This window comes from Tardiphaga robiniae, from assembly GCF_013359755.1.
GTDB lineage: Bacteria > Pseudomonadota > Alphaproteobacteria > Rhizobiales > Xanthobacteraceae > Tardiphaga > Tardiphaga robiniae.
Map to the genome: position 1 here is coordinate 325,548 of NZ_JABMCJ010000092.1, position 26,169 is coordinate 351,716.

Here is a 26,169-nt window from a genome sequence, read left to right on the forward strand (position 1 = left end):
GCGGGCTATCCGCAGGAAAAACGAGATTCGCAAATACCGAATGTAGGTGAGGGCGGTGCCATGCCCCTCACCCGACATCCGCGCTACGCGCGCATGTCGACCTCTCCCCGCGCAGAGCGGGGAGAGGTAAGCACGGCGCCACCTTCCTTAACCTCGCCCCGCTCTTTGCGGGGAGAGGTCGACTGGCGAAGCGCAGCGAAGCCGGTCGGGTGAGGGGCCTTGCAGTGAGCTAGCCGCAATCTCGCGACCAGCGGGTCGTTCCAGCGCAGAAGCCGCTTACGGCTTCGCCATATGCCACGCACCGTTCAAAAATCCGTCGCCATTGGTGTCGCCGGCGGCGGTGTCCTTCTTGAAGGTGTAGAGCGGCTTGCCTTTATAGGCCCACATCTTCTTGCCGTCGTCGCGCACGACGATGGTCATGTCGGCACTCGGCTTGGCATCGTCCACCGCGAACAGTGGTGGCCAGTTTTCGGCGCAGGGACCGTTGCACATCGACTTGCCACCGGCGTCCTTGTCGAAGGTGTAGAGCGTCATGCCCTTGGCATCGACGAAGGTCTTTCCCTTGGCGGTGTCGGCGGTCTTCAGCATCTGAGCCGAGGCGGCGCTTGAGGCGAGCATGAGAGTCAGAGCCGCGAGGGCGGCGAATGATTTGGTCATTGCAGCGTTACTCCTGATGATTGGGCGACGCAGTCGCGTCAGGAGAACAAACGCCCGCCGTAGAGAATTATTCCGCGGATGATGTCGGTGAATCGAAAACCGCATCGCCCCAGTCGAGCTTGCGGAACTTTGCATACTTCGCCTTGTCGCGGCGTGGTGCGTTTGCGGCGATAACGCCTACATTTGTGCAGAGTTTTGCCGTGATTGCGATCTTCGTCGTCACCGGCTGCGCGAGCACGCGCGATGGCCGCTGTGCGACAGGCGTACGCGACAGCGCGACGTAAATAAATTTCTCGTCCTCATAGGGAAGTTCTGCAGATTTGAGTTGTTTATGCACACGGGAGCGCTGCAGCCGCTGGCTGAAGTGGCACCAGTCCGGTTTCACCAGCGGACATGCATCGTCATGAGGGCAGGGCGCGATCACATGCGCGCCGTTCTTGATGAGCTGCGCACGCGCATCGAGAATGCGTTGATAGCCCGACGGTGTGCCGGGCTCGACGATTAGCAATGTATCATTGGTCTTCGCCCACATCGCCGCGACGAGTTTTGTTCGCGCGAGATCGTTGAGCTCATTGATGACATAGCTCGCGATGACGAGATCGGCGGATGGGGCATTGGCGATTGTCGCGGCAGCGTCGCCGAGCGTGTAGTTCATCGCGGGGATGCGGTGGCTGTCCTGCGCCAAACCGAGCGCAAGCGTGCGCAGAGCGGGATTGGCATCGAGCAGCGTGAACGCATTGAGCGACGCGAAGGCTTCGGCGCAGGCCCATGTCGCCGTTCCCGGCCCGGCGCCGCAATCGAGTAGCGTGGTCGGTGCGAAGTCCGGTCGTGTCTCCTGCAGCGCATTGAGGCTGGCGATGACCGCCGCATAGGTCGCCGGCATGCGGGCGAGCGCATAGGCCAGCGCGTCACTCTCGTTGCGGATGGTCGTGGAGCCGCCGCCAGAGCGATAGGTCTGCGAGATTGCATCGGAGCGCGCAGCCGCGTCGTTGCGCGAGAAGCCGTGCAGGCGGGCGTTGAGGGCCGCGGTGAGTTCGGCGGGGAGATCGGGTGCGGTCATAACTTAAGCGCGCCCTTTCTTATCCCTCCCCCTTGCGGGGAGGGTGGCCGCGCGTAGCGCGGTCGGGTGGGGGTGCCACATACTCAGCGGCGCGTGGGGCACCCCCACCCCGGCCTCCACTTCGTTCGGCCGACCCTCCCCACCTGGCGAAGCTTGGCTTCGCGCGGGGGGAGGGCAAGGAAGAGTTACGCTACTTCTTGATCGAGGATCTTCACCGCGTTTTCGAGATCCACCGAGACCAGCTGCGACACGCCGCGCTCCGCCATCGTCACGCCGTACAGGCGGTGCATGCGCGCCATGGTGATCGGGTTGTGCGTGATGGTGATGAAGCGCGTTTCGGTCGAGGCGCACATTTCATGCAGCAGGCTGCAGAAGCGCTCCACGTTGTGGTCGTCGAGCGGCGCGTCGACTTCGTCCAGCACGCAGATCGGCGACGGGTTGGTGAGGAACACCGCGAAGATCAGCGCCAGTGCGGTCAGGGCCTGCTCACCACCTGACAGCAGCGACAGGGTCTGCGGCTTCTTGCCGGGCGGCTTGGCGACGATTTCGAGACCTGCTTCGAGCGGATCGTCACTCTCGATCAGCTTCAGCTCGGCTTCGCCGCCGCCGAACAGTTCGACGAACATGCGCTTGAAGTGGCCGTTGACGATGTCGAACGAGGTCATCAGCCGTTCGCGGGCTTCCTTGTTCAGGCTCTGGATGCCGGTGCGCAGCTTCTTGATGGCTTCGACGAGGTCGTCGCGCTCGGTGGCGAGGCCGTTGTGCGTGCCTTCGACTTCGTTGAGCTCTTCCTCGGCGCGCAGGTTGACGGCGCCGAGACGCTCGCGATCGCGGCGCAGCTTTTCCAGATCGGCTTCGATGTCGGCGAGCGGCGGCAGCGTGTCGTCCTGGCGGACTTCGGCCAGCGCCGCGACGCCTTCCGGCTCGACTTCGAGCATGTCGCGGATTTCGCGCTCGATGTCCTCCAGGCGGCGCTTGCCGCTTTCCATGCGCTCCTCGGTGCGGGCGCAAGCTTCGCGCGCGGCCGAGAGCGCTTCCAGCGAGCCGCGGGCATCGCGGTCGGTCTCGCGCATGGCGTTTTCGGCCGAGGCGAGTGCGTTGGCGGCGAGCTGGCGGGCCTGTTCGGCGCTCTCGACTTCCGAGATCAGCGCGCGGCGCTTCTGCAGATAGAGCGCCGGGGCGTCTTCGAGTTCGGCGCGTTCGCGGGTCACTTCGGCGACGCGCGCGGCAACCGTCTCGATCTGCGAGGCCGCGGAGGTCTTGCGGTTCGCCCAGTCGGTGCGCTCGGCGATGATCGCCTGCAGGCGGCGGTCGGCCAGTTCGGCCTCGCGGGCCAGCGCCTGCGCTTCGGCGCGCACCTGAGCGGCGCCGCGGCGGTGGCCTTCGATCTCGCCGCGCACGGTCGCAAGCTGCGCCTCGGCGTCGGAGCTCTCCGGCAGATATTCCAGTGCGGCGTGCGCGCTCTCATGCGCCGCTTCGGCTTCCATGCGATCGTTCGACAGGCGCGACTGCGCTTCGGTCAGCGTCGCGCGGCGGGCCGCATGGCGGTTGATCTCGCGTTCGGCATTGGCATGGCGCTCGCGGGCCTGGTCGACGTCGCGGCGGGCATTGCGCAGCGCGTCGCGCGATGCGCCTTCAGCCGAGGCCGCAGCCTTCAGCGCCTGCTCGGCGCTTTCCAGCGCTTCGCGCTTGGCAATGGCGTCGATCTTGGCGTTTTCCAGATCGGCTTCGATATCGGTCAGGCGTGCGCGCTCGGCGAGACGACGGGCAGCACCCGTCGGCGCATGCGCACCGGCAACGAAACCGTCCCAGCGCCAGACGTCGCCTTCCAGCGACACCAGCCGCTGGCCGGTCTGCAACTGCGAGACGAGGGCTGCGCCCTGATCCTTGGTGACGACGCCGATCTGCTTCAGGCGGCGTGCGAGTTCGGCCGGCGCATTCACATGCGAGGCCAGCGATTCCACGCCCGCAGGCAGCGCCGGATCGTTGGCGTGATCGCCGGCATTGGTCCAGCGCATCGGCGCCGAGGGATCGACCGGCGCGTCGAGATCGTCGCCGAGCACGGCGCCGAGCGCCTTTTCATAGCCCTTGGTGACGCTGACGCCATCGATGATCGGCGGCCACAGGTTCTTGGTTTCGCCGTTGAGGATCTTTGAGATCGTGCGGGCTTCGGTCTCGAGCCGCTGCACCTTCCTGTCGGCGTCGTTCAGCGGCGCGCGTGAGGCTTCCAGCGTCTGCCGGGCCGCGATATGGGCGGCCTCGTTGTCGGCCACGGCGCCTTCGGCCTGCAGCAGGATTTCCTGCGAGGTCTCCATCAGGGCTGCGAGTTCGTCCAGGTCGCCGAAGCCTGACGTTTGCGCCGTCAGTGCCTCGATCTCGGCCTCGACGCTGGCGATTTCCTGGCCCAGACGCGCGAGGCGATCGGCCTGGCTGCGCACGTTGGACTGCAGCTGGTTGCGCTTGGCGGTCATGTCCGCATGCGCGGTGGTGAGTTCGGTGAAGGTGCGCTCGGCGGCGGCCAGCACGGCTTCGGCCTCGGAGACGCGGTCATCGACGCCGCCACGCAGCTCGACGCGCTGCATGATCTCTTCCTTGAGCATCGCGTCTTCTTCGTCGAGACGGAGCAGCGCGAATTCAGCGTCTTCCGACTGCTTCATCTCGCGCGCGACGTCGCTCTCGAACTGGGTCAGGCGACGGTCGAGCTCGGCGGCGCGCTCCTTGGCGCGCTCTTCCTCGCGGTCGAGCATGTCGCGGGCATTGGTCAGGCGCTGCAGACCGGCCGCGGCGGCGGCTTCGGCCTCGCGCAGCGCGGGCAATTCACTGGCGCGGATCGCCTGGATGCGCGCGGCCTCGCCCTGTTCGCGGGTGCGTTCGGCGAGATCGCGGACATACTGGTCGTGCAGGGTTGCGGCTTCGGCATTGTCCTGATGCGCCTGCAGCCAGCGCAGGTGGAACAGCATGGCCTCGGCCTTGCGCACCTTGCCGGCGACTTCGCGGTAGCGGATCGCCTGGCGGGCCTGCTTCTTCAGGCCTTCCATCTGGCCGGAGAGCTGACCGATCACGTCCTCGACGCGGGTGAGGTTGGTTTCGGCGGCCTTGAGGCGCAGCTCGGCCTCGTGGCGGCGCGCATGCAGGCCGGCGACGCCGGCGGCGTCTTCCAGCACGCGGCGGCGCTGCTCGGGCTTCGCCTGGATGATTTCGCCGATCTTGCCCTGGTGGACGAGGGCGGGCGAACGCGCGCCGGTGGCGGCGTCGGCAAACAGGATCTGCACGTCGCGGGCGCGCACGTCGCGGCCGTTGATGCGGTATTGCGACCCGGCTTCGCGCTCGATGCGGCGGGAGATTTCGAGAATTTCGGCGTCATTGACCATGGCCGGCGCCGTGCGATCGGTATTGTCGATCGTCATCACCACTTCGGCGTGGTTGCGCGAGGCGCGGTTGCCGGAGCCGGCGAAGATCACCGCGTCCATGTCGGCGGCGCGCAGCGACTTGTGCGAGGTTTCGCCCATCGCCCAGCGCAGCGCTTCCACCAGATTGGACTTGCCGCAGCCGTTCGGGCCGACGACGCCGGTCAGACCGGGCTCGATCATGAAGTCGGTCGGTTCGACGAACGACTTGAATCCGTGCAGGCGCAGGCGCGTGAGTTTCATGGATACGGTACTCTAGGTTAGCCGAACAGCCCCGAGAATCGCGAATCCCCCAGCACGAACAATAGCATAAATGCAGCTGCCGCGCGGACGGAGACTCGCTGGTCGCGGCTCTCATTGGCTCGGACAATGGCGAGACGAGGGCAGCTGCGCAACCGCGGAACCCCGCTTTTCCCAAGGGTTTTGCGGGGGATAGGTGGGGGAGGGAGAGAAAAAGGGCTTGTTTTGCAGGGCTCCAGGATCGTGCCCCTATGAATGTGTCTATTTCCGCCCAGCGTGGATGTGCCAGATTTGGCGATGCGAAGAAAATGCTGGTTGGGCGACCCGCTAAGTTAAAGACGTGCCAAAGTCTGGTCTCATTTTGTATCGCGAGGGCGCAAATTTCAGGTGGTGCGCGATTGGTGCGAGGGGGTCCCGCGAGATCGGGAGCGTTATGACGAAATTTCGTGCAGTGACATAGCAGGCATCGTGCTCGAGCTTAAACGTAAATGGCTTGCTCCAAGTAGGATCATCAACGGTGGTCGCGGGCGCTCCGCTAAGCAGTATTTGGTAGCGAGAGCCGAGATTGCGATGAAAGCGATGCGGATTGAAGAATTGTTCGCGCAAGAGAAGCCCGCTCTTCATCAAAGTAGTGATGTACCCAAACTCCTCGACCATTGCGAGATACCCGAGTATCAGACCTCCGATGATGTGCGTGTTATATAGTCGCTTGTCTTCGCTCTTAGTGACGGCGCGGCCCGACAAGATATCAGCAATCGGACCGTCGAAGTGCTTACCTTTCCAACTATTGCACCCGCTGCCGTGCAGCGGCGAATTCTTGTAGAGCAGAGGTTTCCTGCACAAGAGGATGTTGCGCGCACGAACATTGCGCGGTGTTGCAGGATCATTCCTCACCTCCAGGGGGTCTTCACGCAGTGCCTGTTGCGGGATGACGTGCTCCAGATCGAAATCATCTTGCGGCAAAAAGCGTCCGCAAGCGCAGCACATCAGCAGCCGATTGTTTGCGATTTCGGGGACGAACTTAGTCAGGTAGGCCCGCATCTTGTGCCACAGCCGCTCCTTGATCGAAGTATCGAGCAACTCGGACATTTCTACTCTGCCCATACTCGGTAAAATAAGGAAGTTAAGCGTGCTTTTATGCGTTCGGTGGCAGTGAGTTCCTTTTTGAAACCCTTCACCCAGTCCCTATAATTACTGTCGGGCGGGATGAGTCCGGCTTTTTTTGCTATATCCCAATTGGGTGGCCCGATTTTTTTACCTGGTAGGCGGTATCGCCAGCGATAATTTGCTCGTAGCGCATGCTCGGCCTCGATTATGCGGTCGCCGAGCTGTCGACCAAAAAATATACAATCGTCCGTTTGAGCGTATAGGGCGTGAACGCAATCCTTCCAGCGAGTATCTTGCCCGCCGCCGCTTGGAAGTCCCAAGTAGAAGGAGAGTTTTTCTAAGTGGCCAGTCGGCGCCTTTCCGCGAAATTCCTTTGTCAGCTCGTTCCTCAGATCAATCGTTCTCTTGAGGTCATCCGCGGATTCACAAAGCGCAACTACAGTGGCGATACTCCTTCCGCCTAAGAAGCATTTTTCGAAGAGTGTTTTCTCCAAAGCAGGAGTTGCAAAAGTAGTTTGTGACAGAGTTTGCAAATCTAAATTTGCGTTGAACGTGCCTTGTGGATTTCGCTGATAGTCGGTGAACGCGGCAAAAACAGAGTCGAAGTTCTCTTTCAGGGATCGGACGTGCTGGCTCTTTATGGCGAGGGCTTTGTTGACCACTGCAAAGCATAGCGCTTGCGCGGCGCGCAGTGCGCGCAACTCGGCTACGATTTCCTTTTTCTTCTGGGATCTGCTCGTCACCCAAGCACCAAAAAGAGCGCCAATCGCGGCCGTAAGAAAAGTTTTTACCGCGCCAGGCGTTTGGTGCCAGATCGCTTGTGCGTAATCCAAAATCGTCACGTTATCCCCCGCTTCAGGCATCTCATCGCAACCTTAGCGAGAGATCAAGGGACTCGACGCGCGAGAGTGCCCTCTAAGGGAGGCTTCATCCAACTGCCGGTGCTGCTGGATTCACGTCGGACGGCGCGACGATCGTGTAGCCACTCGGGCCGGCAGGCCGGTCGTCGCTGTACGGAATGCTCAAGGATCGGTTCGGAGTGACCTGGGCTCTGGATGTCGAGACGAAGTCGGCTGCGGCTTGATCGATCAGACGACGGGCAATGGTGCGGCGAGCGTTCGCCCATGCTCGTGTGTCGTCAGCGCGTTGTGTGAGGGGCTTGGTGTTTTGGCCGGTCGTTACACGTCCCGCGCATATCCATTCGGACGACGCTGCTGCGGCGCGCCGAGCACGGCGATGCAGAGGCCGAGAAATGCCAGGCCGATGATCTCGCAGATGAAATTTTCAAACATGATACGCCCTCACGCTAATGGGATGAGAATGCGGAGATGGCGCTTAAGCGTTCCTTAATGCGCGTTTACACCTGGAATCAGGGTTAATCCGGGGGCGCGTCATCCGTTAAGATCTGGGAGGCGCGTGGGCGCGGCTGTCGCCGGACTGCTACCGCAGGGCTGCTACCGCAGGGTGCCAGCCGCAGGGTGTCAGCGAGCGTGAGTCTCTGCGCTGCGCGGCATCGGAATTTTGGCCTTCAGCGCGGCTTCGCCTTCGGGCGTGATGCAATAGCGCACCAGCGAGCCGGCCTGGAGCGCGATCCAGGTCTTGGCGACCATCTTGGACAGGGTCTTCGGCCCGGCAGGCATCAAATGCGGCGCAAGCAGGCCCGGCGTATCGCGCAATTTCTGAAGCGCGGTGCGCTCGACATAATGCGGCAGGTGGCTGGCGCGTGTCGGCATGGGGCAAGTCTCATCAGGTTGGACGAGGGGAACTGAACTATTCTTTTGGGTGAACTACATGAACGCATGAGCGCGGCTTCAGTTGCATCCGGCATCGAAAAAATGCCTGGCGGACACTTGACAATTTTCCTATAAGATTATAATCAAATCTTATCCGGTTCGCGAGGGGCGCTTCATGAGGCGTCTTGAGGTGGGACAGGATGCGGCGCCTGCGGGTGTGGGGTGACGTACCCCGCACACTCGGGAGGCTTGGGGTCACCGTCCGGGCCCACTACGGGGCTCTGCCACTCATGCTGGCTGGACGTGGTATTGGTGAACGGCGCGAAATCGTCGGGATAAGCGGAGTGCGGAGCTCTGCCCTTTACCCGGAAGAACGGTCCCGAAGCTAAAAAGACGTCGCGGTGGCGCGCCCTCAAGGCGTTGCGCGGTTGCAGCTTGCCGGCGTTCCGGTGGAGCGGATCGCGACACACACCACCCTTTGCGCCTGATGGCGCGCCGCGACCCCTCATGTTTCAGGAGGGGGGATTGCTCACACCTCGGACGCGCAAGCGCCGCGAGACTGCGAGAGCTTGGCTGTTTGAAGCGAAGAATCAGAGAACACGATGGCGCGGCAGCGCGCTAATGCGATGCGCTGGCCGAGAACGCGTTGACGATGACCACGCCGGTCAGGATGAAGCCGATGCCGATAATGGCGGCGAGATCGAGCGCCTGCCGGAATGCAAAATAGCTCACCGCCGAAATCAGCACGATGCCGAGCCCGCTCCAGATCGCATAGGCGATGCCGACCGGCATCACTTTCAGCGCATGGGACAGGAAATAGAGCGACAGGATGTAGCAGACGGCCATGCCGAACGTCGGCCAGAGCTTCGTGAACTGCTGCGACTGCGCCAGCAGCGCCGTGCCGACGGTCTCCAGCACGATGGCGCAGCCAAGGGCGGCGTAGTTGAGGAAGGTCGGGGTCATGAAAGGGCTCGGGCGTTCAGGAATCCCTCCCCGCGCGAAAACGGGGGAGGGACAAGAAAACCTCAGCTCTTCAGCAGCGGGGTGATCTTCTTGGAGAATTCCTCGAACGACTGCTCGCCCTTCAGCATTTCGCCATTGATGAAGAAGGTCGGTGTCGAGTTCACCTTCAGCACTTCATTGGCGTATTTCTGGTCAGCGGCGATCTTGTCGAGCAGCGCCTGGTCCTTCAGGCATTCTTCCACGGCCTGCTGGCTGAGGCCGGCCTGCTTGCCGATGCGGGTCAGGGTCGCGGCGGTGTCCTTCATCACCCAGTCGTTCTGCTGCTTGAACAGCATGTCGATGACGGCGAAGTACTTGCCCGAGTCTTCCTTGGCGATGCAGCGCGCCAGCATCGAGCCGGCGGCGGCCTTGATGTCGAGCGGGAATTCGCGAAACACGAAGCGGATCTTGTTGGTGTCGATGAAGGCTTCCTTGATCTTCGGGAACACCTGCTCGGTGAAGGCCGCGCAATGCGGGCAGGTCATCGAGGCATATTCGGTGACGGTGACGGCGGCATCCTTCGGGCCGAGCGCCATGTCGGGCAGCGACACCGGCTTGGCGACGTCGACGGCGTTCTGCGCGAATGCCTCGGAGATCAGCTGCAGCGGCGACAGGCCGATGGCTGCTGCGGCGCCGGTGAGGGCAATGGCGGCGGTGAAGTCACGGCGCGTGATGATCAAAGGAATGCTCCAAAGCGGCGGCGGACGCCGGGACAAGGTTCGCTTCGCTAACTTGAAACCACAAATGTGGCAAGCACGCGCCGGTTCCGGGCGAGCTGGAAAGCCTCAACTTCGCTTGATCGAGGCGCCGAGCCGCGCCAGCGCCTCGCGCAAGGCGTCGTCCTCGACCTCGGGCAGCGTTTCCGCAAACTGGGCGATGGCCTTGGCATCCGGCGGCTTCACGGTGCGGCGAGGCTGCGGCCGTGACAGCGGCGCCTGGCGCAGCGCGATCTTGCCGACCGCATTCCAGCCGAAAAAGCGATTCACCCGCTGCAGGATCGCATCCGACGAATGCTGGATCTCCAGCGCCATCGGGCCCTCGACGCGCAGGATGAGCGTCGCCGGCTCCTGCGGCTGGCCTTCCACCGGCCGCGGCCACTGGATCTTCAAGGGCTCCGAGAAATTCGCCACCTGCTGGCCGGCGATTTCGGCCCAGCGTGTCACCAGCTCGCGCGAAGCAAAGCCCTGTTTGGCATAGGCATCGGCAAACACCCCGCCGAGCAGGACGGAGAGCGGTTTCGCCGAGATATAGCCGGGCTTGTTCATGGTCGGGCGTTTTGGATACATGGTCGGCATGAGTCTATCAGCCGCCGCCACCCGACGAAAGAAACCTTCCGCACGGGATAGCGGGGAAAGCGCCGCCGCCAAGCGTCCGGCCCAACTGCTCGCCTGGTATGACAAGCATCGCCGCAGGTTGCCGTGGCGGCCATTGCCCGGCGAGGGCATCGATCCCTACCGCGTCTGGCTGTCGGAAATCATGCTGCAACAGACGACGGTTCAGGCGGTGGGGCCGTATTTCGCCAAGTTCCTGGCGCGCTGGCCTACCGTGAGCGATCTCGGCAGCGCCTCGCAGGACGACGTGCTGCGGATGTGGGCGGGGCTCGGCTATTACTCCCGCGCGCGCAATCTCCATGCCTGCGCCGTCACCGTGCTGCGCGATCATGGCGGCGTCTTCCCGGATACCGAGGACGGGTTGCGCGCGCTGCCGGGCATCGGGCCCTATACGGCGTCAGCCATCGCCGCGATTGCCTTCGGCCGCCAATGCATGCCGGTAGATGGCAATATCGAGCGCGTCACGTCGCGGCTCTATGCGGTGGAAGAACCGCTGCCGAAATCCAAGCCGGTGATTGTGGCGCTGGCTGCGACATTGCTCGGTCCGACGCGGGCGGGCGACAGCGCCCAGGCGCTGATGGATCTCGGCTCCACCATCTGCACGCCCAAAAAACCCGCCTGTGCGCTGTGCCCGATCAATGACGATTGCGCAGCAAAGACCCGCGGCGATCAGGAGACGTTTCCGCGCAAGGCGCCGAAGAAGGCCGGCATACTGCGGCGTGGTGCGGCTTTCGTGGTCACGCGCGGCAACGAACTCCTGGTGCGCACCCGCCCGGAAAAGGGCCTGCTGGGAAACATGACCGAAGTGCCGTCATCGGAGTGGCTCGCCGGTCACGACGACAAGGACGCCTTGAAGCAGGCGCCAACCTTAAAAAATCTCACGGCATGGCATCGCAAAACCGGCGCGGTCACCCATATCTTCACACACTTCCCGCTGGAGCTCGCCGTCTATACGGCGCATGTGCCGCCCCGCACCCGCCCCCCGGAGGGGATGCGCTGGGTCCCGATCGCAACATTGGACGACGAAGCCTTGCCGAACGTCATGCGCAAGGTCATCGCGCACGGGCTCGATTGAAGTTTGAGTCCAGACGCTTGAATGCGCGCCGGCGCGAGTTGCATCAACCCGCGCTGGAAAGTTGCGACGATTGCGGCAGCGTCACGATCGGCGGCTTCGCGTTGAGCCCTTCAACCTGAAAACCGGCGACGCGCTTATAGTTGGCGGCGATGTCTTCCAGTTCCTGCTGCGACAGCACGTCGGTGACGACATCGAATCCCTCAGGCGCGCGCTCCTCGACGATCTGCATGACCTGTTCCGGTCCGTTGCGGCGGTTCAACATCACAAGGTCAGTGGTCGCGGGGCGTCGTTCGGCCTCATAGGCTTCAAGTGCAGCCGGCACTTCACCTTTGGCGAGAATTTCACGCGTCAGTACGCGCGCATCGAGGATGGCCTGCGACGCGCCATTGGAGCCGATCGGATACATCGGATGCGCGGCGTCTCCCATCAGCGTGACGCGGCCGAAGGTCCAGCGATCGACCGGATCGCGGTCGACCAGCGGATATTCATAGGCGTGCGGGCAATTGCTGATCAGGCCGGGCACGTCGAGCCAGTCGAAGCGCCAGTCCTTGAACCAGGGCAGGAATTCCTCGAGCCGCGCCGCGCGGTTGTAATCCTCACGGCGCCACTCATAGGTCGGCGGCATGTGCCGTTCGGCCACCCAGTTGATGTCGTACTTTCCGTTGGCATCCGGCTCCTGCGAGATCGGGTAGCAGACGAATTTCAGGATCTCGTGGCCGGCCATGATCATGGTGCGGCCAGTCAGGAACGCATCGCCCTTGGTGATACCGCGCCACAGAATGCGGCCGTTCCAGAGCGGCGCGCCTTCCTGCGGATAGAGCTTCTGCCGGATGACCGAATGGATGCCATCGGCGGCGATCAACAGCGTGCCGTCATAGCTGCCAGCGGATTTGCCGGTGGCCTTGTCGATGAAGTCGGCGCGGACGCCGTCCGGCGTTTCCGTCCAGCCGCTCAGGTGATGGCTGGTGAGGATGTTGTCGGCGCCAAGGCGTTCGATGGCGGTGTCGAGCAGGATCTGCTGTAGCCTGCCACGATGGATCGAGAACTGCGGCCATTTGTAGCCGGCCTCGATGCCGCGCGGTTCGCTCCAGATCGGCTTGCCGTGCTTGGAGAAGAAGGCGAGTTCGCGGGTGCGCACGCCGGACGCGTCGAGCTGGTCGTGCAGGCCGAGCTCGATCAGCTCGCGCACCGCATGCGGCAGCACATTGATGCCGACGCCGAGCGGCCTGAGCGCCGGCACGCTTTCAAACACGCGGCATGGCACGCCGATCTGGTGCAGGCTGAGCGCGAGCGTCAGTCCGCCAATTCCGCCGCCCGCAATGAGAACGGTCATTTTTTGTTGCCTCCCCTCGATTTGATCGAGGTCATGGCACGGGAAAGGCGATCGCGGCAACTGGGACGATCGCGACGGAAAAACGCGTCCGGATCGTCCGCCGGCAGCGAATTCATGGTGGACAGAACCTTAACGCAAAATTCAGCCGCGTTCCCTAATACCGGTGGCACTAGTTTTTGGGTGAATCGGTCACCAACAGGTCAATGATGTCCAACCAGATCAAGCCGAGCGGCCGCGAGACTTTCTTTCCGGCATCGGAGCTCATCGTATCCAAGACGGATCTCAAGGGTCGCATGACCTATGTGAACCGTCTGTTCTGCAAGATGGCCGGTTATACCGAAGCCGAGTTGCTCGGCCAGCCGCACAGCTTGATCCGTCATCCCGATATGCCGCGCAGTGTCTTCAAGCTGCTCTGGGACACCGTCGAGGAACGCCGCGAGATTTTCGCTTTTGTGAAAAACATGGCGAGCAATGGCGATCACTACTGGGTCTTCGCCCATGTCACGCCGTCCTATGGTCTCGACGGCAAGATCGCTGGCTATCATTCCAATCGCCGTGTCCCGCCGCCGGATCTCATCAAGAAGACGATCGCGCCTGTATATGCCGACGTGCTGGCAATCGAGAAGCGGCACGTGAACGGCAAGGAATCCCTCGCCGCCGGCTACAAGGCCCTAACCGATTTCGTTGCATCCCAGAAAGTCAGCTATGACGAACTTATGTTTTCTCTCAAGAGCGCAGCTTAGCACGCTCGTCGTCATTGCCGGCTCTGCGCTTGCTCTGGTGCTTCAGTTCTTCGGTCTTCCGCTCGCGGCCATGGTCTGTCAGGCTGTTGCGATCGCTGCCGCCGTTGTCGCGCTTGTCCTGATGGGCAAGACGGCGCGCCTGATCGAGAAAGCGCGTATCGCCTGCCAGCGCATCGCGCAAGGTGACTTCGAGGCCCGTATCCTTGGCATCCCGGTGCGCGGCGTGACCGGCGAGTTGCTGCACAGCGTTAATGACATGATCGACGGCTGCGATGCTTTCGTGCGCGAATCCACCGCGGCGATGGCAGCGCTGAACGACAACAAGTATTATCGGCGCATCCTGCCGGGCGGATTGCATGGCGGCCTGCTGTACGGGGCGAAAGCGATGAACGCGGCGACCGACAACATCGCCGACCGCATCCGGAATTTCGAGCGCCAGACCAGCCAGCTCGAATCCACCGTGGGTGGCATCGTATCCGCACTCGACAGCGGCGCGGTCGAGATGAGCAGCACCGCAGGCAATCTGCGGACTGGCGCATCCTCGACATTGACCCGCGTCACGTCGGTGGCAGCGGCATCCGAACAGGCGTCCGCCAACATGCAGTCGGTGGCTTCGGCCACGGCGCGACTGTCGTCCAGCGCCAGCGAAGTGGGCGCCGACGTCAATCGCTCGGCGGCGATTGCCGGCCGTGCCGTCGAACGCGTCGCCGATGCAGCCAGCAATGTCGACGTGCTTCGCGCTGTCGCCGTACGCATCAGTGAAGTCGTGACCTCGATCAACGTGATCGCCAGCCAGACCAATCTGCTGGCGCTGAACGCGACGATCGAGGCGGCCCGCGCAGGCGATGCTGGCCGCGGTTTCGCTGTGGTGGCGCATGAAGTGAAGGCACTGGCGACCCAGACCGCCAACTTCACCGCCGAGATCGAAAAGGAAATCGGCCAGGTTCAGTCGGCGACCGACAAGGTCAGCTCGTCGATCACCGAGATTGGCACCGTGATTGCGGAAGTGAACGAGATCACCGGCAAGGTCGCGAGCGCCTCCGAAGCGCAGTCGGCGGCAACGGCCGATATCTCGCGCAACATCGACGAGGCCTTCGCGGTGGTGCGCGAGATTTCAACCAACATCCAGTCGCTGGCAACCACGGCCAAGGACACCGAACAACTCGCCACATCGACCATGGTGGCATCGAGCGATCTGTCGTCGCAGTCGGGATTGCTGACCAAGGAAATCCGCGGCTATCTCGGCGAGGCCCGGCAAAATCTGGTACGCCAGGCTGCCGCGCGCTGATCGCGTCCGCTCATTTCGATTGATCCGGAATTGGCGCCGTTGCGGCGCCAATTTCTTTAGCGGTGTAACGCGCGACTGCTAGGCGCTGATATCCGTAAAGAAACCACTGGCGCTGCCGCCATTCTCGGTCTTCTTGTTCACGGCTTCCTTGATCTTGTCGGCAATCTTCTGCTCGACCTCCCGGCGTTGCTCCGGCGACATGTTGTTCAATTCTTCTTCCGTTACGCCGATGCTCGACAGCAGCGCGTCGCGCATTTTTTCTGCCGGCGTCTTTTTCGCGTAGTCGAGGAATTTCTCTTCCGGCGATTTTGCTATCGCTGTTGCATTGCCGAGGCCGCTCTCGGCCTTGTCGGATGGCTGCAGTCTGGTCGGAAGCTTGAAGGACTGCATGCTGGAGATAATGGAGTTCGACATCTGAATTTCTCTTGCTGTGAGATGTTTGCGACCCACTACGCAAAAATCAGGCCATCAGAAATATTCAGACATCATAAGCGGTTAGGTATTTGTAGTTGCTATCAGGCGTTGCCTGCCGGCAAGCTTTGCCGGCAAAATTGACCGGGGCGCGCTGTGTCAGGCCGTACGGCGCTTTGGCGGATCGAGCTCGCGGCCGGTTTCCAGCATGATCTTGCGGAGCCAGATTGAGCCGGAATCGAATTGCGCGCGTGTCGGCGTGAACATGAACTGTTCGTCGTTGCCGGGATCGAATGGTGGCGCAATTGTCGTGAGCGATAGTGGCTGAGCCAATGCGGCAATCAGGCGTCGCGGCACAAAGGCCACGAGATCGGTCCGTGCCGCGACATGCAGCACCTCGATATAGCTCGGCACGACGAGGGCGATCTGCCGCTCCAGTTTCTTGTTGCGCAGCCAGTCGTCGATCAGGTCTTCGCTCTGGCCCCGGAGCACCACGGCGATGTGGCGGGCTTTGAGAAATCCCTCGGTCGTCTTCAGGCGCGCCACTGCCGGATGGCCCTTGCGGACGGCGAGGGCGTCGGAATCGACATAGAGCAGCTGACGATGGAAGCCGTTGAAGGCGTTGCCGATGCTGATCACCATGTCGAGGCTGCGGGCGAACTCCGCCGTCATGATTGCCGGACCGCGCCATGGTACGACATTGATCCGCACACCTGGCGCGACGCTGTCGAGTTTCTTCATCAATGGTGGCATCAGCAGTTCGACGGCCAGATCCGGCATCATCAGCCGAAAGTGCCGGTCGCTTTGGCGGGCGTCGAAGACATCCGGGATGAACAGTCCGCGGACTTGCTCCAGTGTCTGGGCAAGTGGACCGCGCAGGGCCTGTGCGCGCGGCGTCAGCTCCATGCGGGCGCCGACACGGACCAGCAGGGGATCGCCGAGAACGTCGCGCAGCCGGCGCAATGCGTGACTCGCAGCCGGTTGCGACAGGCCGATCCGCATCGCGGCGCGGCCGACATTGCTCTCGCGCAGCAATGCATCGAGCGCGACCAGCAGATTGAGATCGAGCGCGGCTAAATTCATAGGTCGAATATATATCATACAGACTATCGATTGGAAGAATGGGGATTGTCCAACCCATACTGCGTCATCGTTCAAGCGATGGAGCAGAACAATGAGCACGGCAGACAACAAGAAGCTTATTCAGCAGGTCTATAGCGATTCAGCCAACCGTAGCGGCACGACCTTTGCCGATCACCTCGCCGATGACGCGTGCTGGATCGTCGTCGGTCAGTATTCCTGGGGACGTACGTTCAAGGGGAAGGATGCGATCCTCAATGGCCTGATGGGACATTTCAGGTCGCTATTCGACATTCGACCGCGCACGGTCGCGTCCAATTTCATTGCGGAAGGCAATCTGGTGGTGGTCGAGGCCAAGGGCGACAATGTCACCAAGACCGGCAATCGATACGACAACGATTATTGCATGGTGTGGCGTGTCGAGAACGGCAAGATCACCATGATCAAGGAATATTGCGACACTGCGCTTGTGGAGCGGGTGTTGGGTCCTTTCCCGGAGGAGATGGCGCGCGTGCCTGCCTGACACAAAAATGCCGGGCGCAGTGTTGCGCCCGGCATTCGTCGAATGGTTCGTGATTAGGCTGCGCTGGTGGCGAGATGCTTGAACATGGCGGCGCGGGCTTCGTCGTCCATCTCGGCCTTGAACTTGAATGTGTCCTTCAGGGCGACAGCCTTCGCTGCGGCCGGGCGTGCCGAGATCTCATCATGCAGGCGCTTTACGTTGGGGAATTGGGCAAAGCCCTCGTCGCCGAGAATGAAGTTGGTCATCCGCACCCAGCCCCAGACGTCCATGTCGACGATCGTGTAGCTGTCGCCGACCATATATTGCCGTCCGGCCAGGCGTTCATTGAGCACGCCGAGATGGCGTTTTGCCTCGAACTGATAGCGGTTATGCGCGTAGTCGATCTTCTCCGGCGCGAAATGCTTGAAGTGCACGGCCTGGCCGAAAAACGGACCGACGCCGGTGGCGACGAACATCAGCCAGGACAGCATCTCGCCGCGATTGGCCGGGGTGTTGGCGGGCAGGAATTTGCCGGTCTTCTCGGCGAGGTAGAGCAGGATGGCGTTGCTGTCGAACACCTTGACGCCGTCGTCGTCGATTGCAGGCACCTTGCCGTTCGGATTGACCTTCAGGAAGTCCTGATTGAACTGCGCGCCGGTGCGGGTGTCGATAGCGATCGGCTCATAGGCCAGGCCGGCTTCTTCCAGAAACAGCGCGACCTTGGTCGGGTTCGGCGACCCGTTGAAGTAAAACTTCAGCATCTCAAATCTCCCTGGATTTTGTACGTCAAAGCGCGAGGCGAGGACCGCGGGCGCGAACCATCGTCTCGTGCTTGGAATTACGGGAGAGTGCAAGCGACGTTTTGGTGAAGGCCGGGCGCGCGCGTCCGGCGGGTAGCATGAGCCGGCCGCTAGCCCGCACCCATCTCGCTGCGGATTTCAGCGCGGAGTTCGTCGATCAGGCGCAGGCCCTTCTTGGTCTCGACGTGCCAGAATGTCCAGCCGTTGCAGGATGCGGAGCCCTGGGCCATTGCGCCCATGCGATGGATCGAGCCGACCTTGTCGCCGAACATGATGGCGCCGTCGGCGCGCACCAGTGCGCCATGACGCTTCTTGAGATCGACCAACTTGGTGCCGGGCGAGATCATGCCACGTTCGACCAGTTCGGAGAACGCCACGCGGGGCGCGCTGCGGGCGGTCATGAACGGTGCCAGTGTTGCCTCGGGCAGCGGCTCGATTGCAGCGATGCGTGCTTCGGCAGCGGCAGCGTATTCGCGGTCACGCTCGAAGCCGATGTAATTGCGACCGAGGCGCTTGGCGACGGCGCCGGTGGTACCGGTGCCGTTGAACGGATCGATGACGAGATCGCCGGGTTTCGACGAGGACAGCAGCACGCGGGCCAGCAGACCTTCCGGCTTCTGGGTCGGGTGAACCTTCTTGCCGTCACTGCCCTTCAGGCGTTCGTCGCCGGTGCAAAGCGGAATCAGCCAGTCGGAACGTGCCTGCACGTCCTCATTCGCGGCCTTGAGGGCTTCGTAATTGAACGTATAGCCCTTGGCGTTCTCATCGCGCGCAGCCCAGATCATGGTCTCATGCGCATTGGTGAAGCGACGGCCGCGGAAATTCGGCATCGGATTCGATTTGCGCCACACGATATCGTTGAGGACCCAGAAGCCGAGATCCTGCATGATCGCGCCGACGCGGAAAATATTGTGATAGGAGCCAATGACCCACAGGGTCGCCGACGGCTTCATGATACGGCGTGCGGCCAGGAGCCACGCGCGCGTGAAGTCGTCATATGCGGCGAATGACGAGAACTTGTCCCAGTCATTATTCACCGCATCGACATGGGATTCATCGGGGCGCTTGAGATCGCCCTTCAGCTGCAGATTGTACGGCGGATCTGCGAACACCAGATCGACCGACCCTGCCGGGAGTTTTGACATCTCTGCGACGCAATCACCAATGACGATGCTGCTGCTCGGAGAGGTTTCGAAGTGAGAGCGGGGCGCCCTTGCAGACGCCCCGCGACGCGAAACAACCATGACTCAATTACTCTGACTCAGGCGACGCTGTCGGCGACGCGGGACTAAACAACCGACAGGCAGACATTGACCGGGCAAAGTAAAAATCGACTTAATTGGTAACGAGTTCGAACTAGGCAAGTTTTGCCGGGCAGGTTAATGCTTAATGGAATGGAAATTTTACGCTGCAATTGCGTTATGGTGTTCGGATCGCGTCAAACCGGTCTAAAATGCTGCGACTTGAAATGAAGGAATTACCTCATGCGTTACGATGACTTCCGTCGCAGCGACAATATCGACGACCGTCGTGACGATAGCGGCGGCGGATATGGCGGCGGAGGTGGCGGTGGTTTCGGAATTCCGGGCGGTGGCGGTGGTCTCGGCATCGGCACGGTGATTGTGCTTGGCCTCGTTGGTTGGGCGTTCGGCATCGATCCGCGCATCTTGATCGGCGGTGCAGAAATTCTCACCGGCGGCCAGCAGGCGCCGACCTATCAGACCGATCGGCGCTCGACGCCGACGAAATCAGGCGCACCCACCGACGAGATGGGCAGCATGATCTCCGGCGTGCTCGGCGAGATCGACGATCGCTGGGACGAAATCTTCAAGGAGAGCGGGCAGAAATATACCGGGCCGCAGATCGTGCTGTTTCGTAATGCCACCAATGGCGGGCGCTGCGGCAATGCGCAGTCGGCGATGGGGCCGTTCTACTGTCCGCCCGACAAGAAGATCTATCTCGACACCGGCTTCTTCCGTCAGGTCGAAACCAAATTCCGCGGTTGCTCGGGCAATGCCTGTAAATTTACCGCGGCCTATATCATTGCGCATGAAGCCGGCCATCACATTCAGAACCTGCTCGGGATCATTCCGCGCGTGACACGGCTGCAGCAGCAGGCGGGCAGCAAGGCTGAGGCCAATCTGCTGCAGGTTCGCGTTGAACTGCAGGCCGATTGCCTCTCCGGCGTCTGGGTCAATCGCGAATCGAAGAAGCGCCCCGGTTTCCTCGAAGCCGGCGACATCGATGCTGCGCTGCAGACCGCGTCCGCCATCGGCGACGATACGTTGCAACGTCAGGCACAGGGCCGCGTCGTGCCGGACTCGTTCACGCACGGTTCTGCCGAACAGCGCAAGCGCTGGTTCATGACCGGCTATCAGCAAGGCACCGTGCAGGCCTGCAACACATTTGCGACGGATCGGCTGTAGCGATGGAGCCTGATGCGACCAAGGCCTTCGTGCCGCTCAACATTGCGGTACTGACGATTTCCGACACGCGGTCGCTCGATGACGACAAGTCCGGCGCGACGCTGGCCGATCGGCTGACATCGGCTGGTCACGTGTTGGCGAAGCGCGAGATCGTCACGGACGATGTCGAAGCGATCCGCAAGATCGTGCGCGCATGGATTGCCGATCCCGGCGTGGACGCGATCATCACGACCGGCGGCACGGGGTTCACCGGCCGCGATGTCACGCCGGAAGCCATCGAGCCGCTGTTCGAAAAGCGGATGGATGGTTTCTCGATTGCGTTTCACATGCTGAGCCACGCCAAGATCGGTACCTCGACGATCCAGAGCCGCGCGACTGCTGGCACCGCCGGCGCGACATTTATCTTCTGCCTGCCAGGTTCGCCCGGCGCCTGCCGCGATGGCTGGGACGGTATCCTTGCCGCGCAACTGGATTACCGCACAAAGCCCTGCAATTTCGTGGAGATCATGCCGCGGCTGGATGAGCATCTGCGGCGCCCGAAGGCGAAGGGCGCGTCGGTCTAGAGCACGAGCTCCCAGGTCTCACCGATCAAATTTTGCCCGAAACTGCGATGCGGCTCGGTGGCGACCAGCGCGAAACCCGCATCCTGATAGATTTTTCGCGCAGCGCCGAGATTGCTCTGGGTCCACAGCGTGATCCTGCGATAGCCGCATTGCCGCGCAAAGGCGATGGATTCCGTCACCATGCGCTGGCCGAGCTTTTGTCCGCGCGCCTTGGGATCGATCAGCAAGAGCCGAAATTTGGCGACGTCGTCGGATGCCTTCACGAGAAACAGCGAGCCGACGGGCGCGCCATCCATCTCGGCGATCCAGCAGCGTTCGCGCGTGGCATCGCATGACGCGACGAATTCTGCGGCGATGTCGGCTACCAGCGCCTTGAAGGATGCATCGAACCCGTATTCACTCGTATAGAGTTCGCCGTGACTGCGGATGACCCAGTCGATATCGCCAGGCTCGAGATCGCGTAGCACTGCAAGCGGAACGGCATCGGGGGCTTGGGCGGCCATGATCAGGCAACGATGATCCGGCTGCGCAGCAATGTGCGTGAGGAGCGGCCGAGCTGGCGCAGCAACCGCGCTTCGGAGCGCCGGGCATCGGGCGCGTAGCCGCCGAGACGATCATAGTGTTCGCGGGCGATCAGCAGGCCCTGATCGGCCTTGGGTCCTGTGATCATCCGGACCAGGTGCTTCAGGCCATCGCGAAAATTGGTCTCGTCATAGGGCGAGCGCGTATAGCGGAAAATGCCCGCGCGGGGGCGGTTGCTGGTCGATACGCGCTGGATGAATTGCTGGGTCTCCTCGATCCAGCCGGCATCGAGCACGGCGCCGGCATGGAGAAACATTAGCCAGGGCGAGCGCGCCTGCTTGGCGCCGGCGGCCATCGCCGCGGCGCGCGATCCCTGCGAGGTCAGGAAGCCGCAGCCCGCGACATCGGCGACACGTTCGATGACATCGGTGCCAGCGCGATCGACCAGCAGCACTTCGCGGATCACCCCGGCAGCCGCGCCCGGCACCAGCGCTGCCAGTGTGGCAACAGCGGGCTGCTCGACGCCTTCGGTGGGGATGATCACGCTCAGCATGGGTGTCGGATAATACCTCTCAACAACGGGGTGGCCGCATTATCGTTTCGTCATAGTCTATGCGGCACCGGCGGCTGCTGCAATTTCGGGGCGGTTCGACTTTCGGCCGCCCCTGCAAGGCGGCGGGAGAATGCACAGTGCCCTGATCGTGTGCCACCCTATTTATGTTCTTGCTTTGTTCCATGTGTGCGCTATCGTGGCTTCATGAGTCGCCAGATCGCTGCCCTCAAGCACCCGCCGGTCCCGGCGCCCTCCGATAAGCCGGCGGGTGCGCTTTCCCCTTTTCCCGAGATCGCGGTAGCGATCGACAAGCAGCGGCGGCGCGGCCGCGGTGCCCAGTCCAACGACAGCGGGCGCTACGAGGCTGAGGCCCGGGTCGCCTTTGATGACGGCTGGCAGAGCCTCGATGAATTGCCGCCGTTCAAGACGACTGTTGCGACGGACACCGCGCGCAAGGTCATCACGCGCAATGAATCGCCGGATATCGGCTTCGACCGTTCGATCAATCCCTATCGCGGCTGCGAGCATGGCTGCGTCTATTGTTTCGCGCGGCCGACCCACGCCTACCTCGGTCTCTCGCCCGGGCTCGATTTTGAAGCCAAACTGTTCGTGAAGCCCGATGCGCCGGCGCTGCTCGAGAAGGAGCTGGCCGCCGCCGAATATGAGCCGAAGATGATCGCGATCGGTACCAATACCGATCCGTATCAGCCGATCGAGCGCGAGCGGCAGGTGATGCGCGGCATTCTCGAAGTGCTGGAAAAGACCGGCCATCCCGTCGGCATCGTCACGAAGTCTGCCTTGGTGACGCGCGATATCGATATCCTGGCGCGGATGGCGAAGCGCAATCTGGTCAAAGTGGCGTTGTCGGTGACGTCGCTCGATCCGAAGCTCGCGCGCACCATGGAGCCGCGCGCTTCGACGCCGTCGAAGCGACTGGAAGCTTTGCGGCAGCTATCCGAGGCTGGCATTCCGACCACGGTGATGGTGGCGCCGGTGATCCCCGCGCTGAACGACAGCGAGATCGAACGGATTCTCGATGCCGCCGCGCATGCCGGCGTCAAGGAAGCCAGCTACGTTTTGTTGCGGCTGCCGATGGAAGTACGCGATCTGTTTCGCGAGTGGCTGATCGCGAATTATCCGGATCGCTATCGGCATGTTTTCACGCTGATCCGCGAAATGCGCGGTGGCCGCGATTACGACTCGCAATGGGGCACGCGCATGAAGGGCACGGGGCCGATGGCCTGGATGATCGGTCGCCGCTTCGAGATCGCCTGCACGAAGCTTGGCCTAAACAAGCGTCGTTCGAAGCTCACCCTCGATCATTTCGAGAAGCCGGCCGGTGCCGGTCAGCAATTGAATCTGTTCTAACTCCGCAGGTCTCGCAGCGTACGGAGTGGTGGAGAGGGGACGTTGGCAGGAAACCAGAGCCTGCCAACGTCCCTCTTTTCGATCTATAGAGTGAGTACAGGAGTGACGCGCATGACGACGAAGAAACCACCGGCGCCGATCGCGCGCATGACGGTGATCACGCTGGGTGTCGCGGATATGCGCAGGAGCATTGCCTTCTACGAAGCGCTGGGCTTTACGCGAAAGGCCCGTGCCTCGGGCGATGCCATCGCCTTTTTCGACACCGGCGCCAGCGTCCTCGCGCTGTTTCCATGGGATCAACTGGCGCAGGATGCGACATTGCCTGACCATCCAAGGCCGCAGGCGTTTCGCGGCAGCACGCTGGCGTGGAATTGCCGCTCCGAAGGCGAGGTCGATGCGGTCCTCGCTTTCGCTGTCGATTGTGGTGGATCGCTTCTGAAGCCAGCGCGAAAGACCGATTACGGTGGCTATTCCGGCTACTTTGCCGACCCGGACGGGCACGCCTGGGACGTGGTGACGGCACCGGGGATCGAGGTCGGTGATGACCGGCGGGTGCGTCTGGACGATTAAAGACCCGACCTGAATAGCGGGCATGATCCTGAGTTCCCGGTTGCACCCCGGGAGCTGCTTCAGCAGGATCCTCCGATGATTCGAGATGCGAAGAAGAAAGCGCCGGCCAAGCCGCGCAAGATCGTGGTCGCGCCGAGCTTCACGCGCGAGCGCACACTGCTCAAGAAAGGCATCTGGCCGGTGGCTGGTTGCGACGAGGCCGGGCGTGGTCCGCTGGCCGGACCGGTTGTTGCCGCCGCGGTTGTGTTGGACCCGAACAACATTCCAAAAGGCCTCGACGATTCCAAGAAGCTGACAGAGAGTAAGCGCGAGGCGCTGTTCGAGGAAATCTGCGCTACGTCGTCCTTTGCCGTCGCCTACGCATCACCCGCCCGGATCGACCGCGACAATATCCTGCGGGCCTCGCTCTGGGCGCTGGCGCGTGCCGTCGCGTCGCTCCCGGACGCGCCGAAACATGTGTTTGTCGACGGCCGCGACAAGATCGATACGAAGGCCGATTGCGAGGCCGTCATTGGCGGCGATGCGTTGGTGCTCTCCATCGCAGCAGCCTCGATCATCGCCAAGGTGTCGCGCGACCGGCTGATGTGCCGGCTGGCCGAGGATTGTCCGGGCTATGGTTTCGAGGTCCATAAGGGCTATGGCGTGCCGCAGCATATGGCCGCGCTGAATGAATTGGGGCCCAGCATTCATCATCGCAGCCTGTTCGCGCCGGTTGCTGCGGCGCGTGCGCGTCATCAGGCTGGCGTCCGTGCGGCAGGTCTGATCGAAGTCCACACCACCATCGATATCGAGATATCCGCCTGAGCGCTCAGGCGGTTGCCTCTCTTGGCTCTGCGCCGTATCACCTGAGCACGCTTCATTCCCTGCTGGCCGGTTCAGACGTTCAATGCGTTTCACCTCCCTGATCGTCGAACTGATCCGCGCCCGGCCACGGCTGGTGTTCTGGATCGTCGTGCTGTGTCAGGCCGCGATCTGGCTCGTCGTCCCCCTGCTGCTGTATCGCGGGCCGCCGGGCGATCTCGCCACCGTGTTGGCCTATGGCCGGGAATATCAAGTCGGTACCCATATGGGACCGCCGCTGGCGTTCTGGCTGGCGGACATCGCCTTTCGGGGGGCCGGCAATCATGTTTTCGGTGTCTATCTGCTGGCGCAGATCTGCGCCGTCCTCACTTTCCGCGCGGTCTATCAGCTGGGCAGTGCCATCGTCGGCGGCCCGCAGGCTGTCATCGCCGTGCTGCTCACCATGACGGTTACGGCCTTTAGCACGCCCGGCATCGAATTCGGCCCGCTGATCCTCGCGCGTCCGCTCTGGGCGATGTTCCTGCTGCATGCCTGGCTCGCGATCGGGCAGGGCCGTCGCAATGCCTGGTTCGCGCTGTCCATCGAGGCCGGCCTGCTGCTGCTGACCACGCCTCATGCCATGTGGCTGCTGCCGCTGCCACTCGTCTTCGGGCTCGCGACATCGCGCGGCAGGCGTAACCTTGCTTCGTTCGATCCGCTTTATGCGCTGCTGGTCATCGCGGTGCTGACATTGCCATGGGCCATGTGGGTGATCCGGGCCGGCGCACCAATTGTGCCTGTACCGCCGCAACTGACCGATATCGCCAGCCAGGCGCGGCAGTGCGGCGTGCTGATGGCCTGGCTGCTTGCGTCAATTACCGGCGTGATCGTGCTGACGGTGATGAACTGGGGCCGCATCGTTCCGAAGACCGAGGAAGCTCCGATTATCTTCCGCCCGCCGGTCGATCCGCTGGCACGTGACTATGTATTTTTCTTCGCGCTCGTGCCGGGGCTGCTCGGCAGCCTGTTCGCTGCCCTTTACGGGCTCGATCGCGTGGTCGGCGGTGCCGGCATTGCGCTGGTCATGTCGGGTCTCGCCGTGGTCGTGGCGTCGGGCGACCTGATCGCGCTGCGGCGCCAGCGCGTGCTGCGCAAGGTCTGGGCCTTCGCCATCATCGCTCCGGCCCTCGCAGCCTTCGCCAGTCTTGTGATTCTGCCTTGGGTCGACGGCCCCGAAGATGTGACGGCGCTGCCTGCACGCGAGATCGGGCGCTTCTTCGGCGAGAGCTTCGAGCGCCGGACCAATAAGCCATTGCCGGCGGTGGCCGGCGATGCGCAACTCGCAGCATTGATCGGGATGAGCGCGTCACGGCCGCATCTGCTGAACGATGCAGTGCCTTCCCGTACGCCGTGGATCACGCCAGCGAAGTTCGCCGAGACCGGCGGCGTCGTGGTGTGGCGCGCGGCGGATACAGTCGGTACGCCGCCTGCAGACGTTGCGCAGCGTTTCCCCAACCTCGTGCCGGAAGTCCCGCGCGCCTTTGAGCGTCTGGTGAATGGCCGGCAACCTTTGCTGCGGATCGGTTGGGCAATTGTCCGGCCAAAGGCGCCCTAGATG

Annotated in this window: 25 protein-coding genes and 1 pseudogene; 10 read left to right on the forward strand and 16 right to left on the reverse strand. The window is 62.4% G+C overall.

Translation table 11 applies throughout. The annotated features are described in order from the left end of the window. Nucleotides 1-276: 276 nt before the first annotated feature. The 9 genes from HP556_RS23515 to HP556_RS23555 all read right to left on the reverse strand — a co-directional run bounded on the left by HP556_RS23515 (nt 277) and on the right by HP556_RS23555 (nt 10,471). Entirely contained in the window at nt 277-657 is a 381-nt protein-coding gene (locus tag HP556_RS23515; RefSeq protein ID WP_093759564.1) for a COG4315 family predicted lipoprotein, read from the reverse strand. Between the two features lie 67 nt (nt 658-724). After that, nucleotides 725-1,717 (reverse strand): small ribosomal subunit Rsm22 family protein, encoded by a 993-nt coding sequence (locus HP556_RS23520; RefSeq protein ID WP_175368733.1) that lies wholly within the window; start codon nt 1,715-1,717, stop codon nt 725-727. 185 nt (nt 1,718-1,902) lie between these two features. After that, nucleotides 1,903-5,367, reverse strand: coding sequence for a chromosome segregation protein SMC (gene smc, locus HP556_RS23525; RefSeq protein WP_175368734.1), 3,465 nt, complete (start codon nt 5,365-5,367; stop codon nt 1,903-1,905). Between the two features lie 324 nt (nt 5,368-5,691). Next, nucleotides 5,692-6,453 (reverse strand): hypothetical protein, encoded by a 762-nt coding sequence (locus tag HP556_RS23530; RefSeq protein ID WP_175368735.1) that lies wholly within the window; start codon nt 6,451-6,453, stop codon nt 5,692-5,694. Nucleotides 6,454-6,455: 2 nt separating this feature from the next. Beyond that, the gene (locus HP556_RS23535) at nt 6,456-7,334 is read right to left on the reverse strand and encodes a hypothetical protein (RefSeq protein WP_175368736.1); all 879 of its coding nucleotides are present in this window, start codon (nt 7,332-7,334) and stop codon (nt 6,456-6,458) included. 618 nt (nt 7,335-7,952) lie between these two features. Next, the gene (locus tag HP556_RS23540) at nt 7,953-8,204 is read right to left on the reverse strand and encodes a hypothetical protein (RefSeq protein WP_120288406.1); all 252 of its coding nucleotides are present in this window, start codon (nt 8,202-8,204) and stop codon (nt 7,953-7,955) included. 618 nt (nt 8,205-8,822) lie between these two features. Beyond that, nucleotides 8,823-9,167 (reverse strand): DMT family transporter, encoded by a 345-nt coding sequence (locus tag HP556_RS23545; protein WP_175368737.1) that lies wholly within the window; start codon nt 9,165-9,167, stop codon nt 8,823-8,825. 62 nt (nt 9,168-9,229) lie between these two features. Further along, the gene (locus HP556_RS23550; protein ID WP_120288407.1) at nt 9,230-9,886 is read right to left on the reverse strand and encodes a DsbA family protein; all 657 of its coding nucleotides are present in this window, start codon (nt 9,884-9,886) and stop codon (nt 9,230-9,232) included. 105 nt (nt 9,887-9,991) lie between these two features. Continuing rightward, nucleotides 9,992-10,471, reverse strand: a complete 480-nt coding sequence (locus HP556_RS23555; protein ID WP_175368855.1) for a DUF721 domain-containing protein — start codon at nt 10,469-10,471, stop codon at nt 9,992-9,994. A 28-nt stretch (nt 10,472-10,499) separates the two neighbouring features. Here HP556_RS23555 and mutY point away from each other — a divergent pair, with 28 nt between their 5' ends. Further along, complete coding sequence (gene mutY / locus HP556_RS23560; RefSeq protein WP_175368738.1) at nt 10,500-11,612, forward strand: A/G-specific adenine glycosylase; 1,113 nt, start codon at nt 10,500-10,502, stop codon at nt 11,610-11,612. Nucleotides 11,613-11,655: 43 nt separating this feature from the next. On the opposite strand, the gene HP556_RS23565 is transcribed toward mutY, so the two are convergent. Continuing rightward, complete coding sequence (locus HP556_RS23565) at nt 11,656-12,945, reverse strand: flavin-dependent oxidoreductase (protein ID WP_175368739.1); 1,290 nt, start codon at nt 12,943-12,945, stop codon at nt 11,656-11,658. A gap of 206 nt (nt 12,946-13,151) precedes the next feature. Here HP556_RS23565 and HP556_RS23570 point away from each other — a divergent pair, with 206 nt between their 5' ends. Beyond that, nucleotides 13,152-13,688 (forward strand): PAS domain-containing protein, encoded by a 537-nt coding sequence (locus HP556_RS23570; protein WP_089263626.1) that lies wholly within the window; start codon nt 13,152-13,154, stop codon nt 13,686-13,688. After that, nucleotides 13,651-14,976 carry a methyl-accepting chemotaxis protein gene (locus HP556_RS23575; RefSeq protein WP_175368740.1) on the forward strand — a complete coding sequence of 442 codons (1,326 nt, stop codon included), beginning with the start codon at nt 13,651-13,653 and terminating at the stop codon, nt 14,974-14,976. The genes HP556_RS23570 and HP556_RS23575 overlap by 38 nt, the downstream gene beginning before the upstream one ends. A 78-nt stretch (nt 14,977-15,054) precedes the next feature. Here the strand turns inward: HP556_RS23575 and HP556_RS23580 are convergent, their stop codons facing one another. Together HP556_RS23580 and HP556_RS23585 are read right to left on the reverse strand one after the other, a co-directional pair. Next, nucleotides 15,055-15,390 carry a hypothetical protein gene (locus tag HP556_RS23580; RefSeq protein WP_089262415.1) on the reverse strand — a complete coding sequence of 112 codons (336 nt, stop codon included), beginning with the start codon at nt 15,388-15,390 and terminating at the stop codon, nt 15,055-15,057. A gap of 156 nt (nt 15,391-15,546) precedes the next feature. Further along, nucleotides 15,547-16,470 carry a LysR family transcriptional regulator gene (locus HP556_RS23585; RefSeq protein ID WP_175368741.1) on the reverse strand — a complete coding sequence of 308 codons (924 nt, stop codon included), beginning with the start codon at nt 16,468-16,470 and terminating at the stop codon, nt 15,547-15,549. A gap of 91 nt (nt 16,471-16,561) precedes the next feature. On the opposite strand from HP556_RS23585, the gene HP556_RS23590 reads away from it, so the two are divergent. Continuing rightward, complete coding sequence (locus tag HP556_RS23590) at nt 16,562-16,990, forward strand: nuclear transport factor 2 family protein (protein WP_175368742.1); 429 nt, start codon at nt 16,562-16,564, stop codon at nt 16,988-16,990. A 53-nt stretch (nt 16,991-17,043) separates the two neighbouring features. Here HP556_RS23590 and HP556_RS23595 read toward each other — a convergent pair whose 3' ends face one another. Together HP556_RS23595 and HP556_RS23600 are read right to left on the reverse strand one after the other, a co-directional pair. Further along, entirely contained in the window at nt 17,044-17,730 is a 687-nt protein-coding gene (locus tag HP556_RS23595; RefSeq protein WP_175368743.1) for a glutathione S-transferase family protein, read from the reverse strand. A gap of 149 nt (nt 17,731-17,879) precedes the next feature. Next, nucleotides 17,880-19,013, reverse strand: a complete 1,134-nt coding sequence (locus HP556_RS23600; protein ID WP_175368744.1) for a site-specific DNA-methyltransferase — start codon at nt 19,011-19,013, stop codon at nt 17,880-17,882. Nucleotides 19,014-19,253: 240 nt separating this feature from the next. On the opposite strand from HP556_RS23600, the gene ypfJ reads away from it, so the two are divergent. Beyond that, complete coding sequence (gene ypfJ, locus HP556_RS23605) at nt 19,254-20,195, forward strand: KPN_02809 family neutral zinc metallopeptidase (RefSeq protein ID WP_089262405.1); 942 nt, start codon at nt 19,254-19,256, stop codon at nt 20,193-20,195. 2 nt (nt 20,196-20,197) lie between these two features. Continuing rightward, nucleotides 20,198-20,758 (forward strand): molybdenum cofactor biosynthesis protein B, encoded by a 561-nt coding sequence (moaB, locus tag HP556_RS23610; RefSeq protein WP_092139542.1) that lies wholly within the window; start codon nt 20,198-20,200, stop codon nt 20,756-20,758. On the opposite strand, the pseudogene HP556_RS23615 reads toward moaB, so the two are convergent. Further along, nucleotides 20,755-21,234 (reverse strand): annotated as a pseudogene (locus tag HP556_RS23615) (GNAT family N-acetyltransferase); the annotation flags it as partial. The gene moaB and the pseudogene HP556_RS23615 sit on opposite strands and share 4 nt — an antisense overlap. Nucleotides 21,235-21,263: 29 nt before the next feature. Beyond that, nucleotides 21,264-21,833, reverse strand: coding sequence for a glycosyltransferase (locus HP556_RS23620; protein ID WP_175368746.1), 570 nt, complete (start codon nt 21,831-21,833; stop codon nt 21,264-21,266). A gap of 204 nt (nt 21,834-22,037) precedes the next feature. Between HP556_RS23620 and HP556_RS23625 the strand changes: the two genes are divergently transcribed. From HP556_RS23625 to HP556_RS23640, 4 genes are all read left to right on the forward strand, one after another. Continuing rightward, nucleotides 22,038-23,201, forward strand: a complete 1,164-nt coding sequence (locus tag HP556_RS23625) for a PA0069 family radical SAM protein (RefSeq protein WP_175368747.1) — start codon at nt 22,038-22,040, stop codon at nt 23,199-23,201. 111 nt (nt 23,202-23,312) lie between these two features. Next, a complete protein-coding gene (locus HP556_RS23630) occupies nt 23,313-23,771 on the forward strand; it encodes a VOC family protein (protein ID WP_175368748.1) in 459 nt (152 codons plus the stop codon). A gap of 75 nt (nt 23,772-23,846) precedes the next feature. Next, complete coding sequence (locus tag HP556_RS23635; protein WP_175368749.1) at nt 23,847-24,575, forward strand: ribonuclease HII; 729 nt, start codon at nt 23,847-23,849, stop codon at nt 24,573-24,575. Between the two features lie 82 nt (nt 24,576-24,657). Next, nucleotides 24,658-26,166, forward strand: a complete 1,509-nt coding sequence (locus HP556_RS23640) for a glycosyltransferase family 39 protein (RefSeq protein ID WP_175368750.1) — start codon at nt 24,658-24,660, stop codon at nt 26,164-26,166. Nucleotides 26,167-26,169 lie beyond the last annotated feature (3 nt).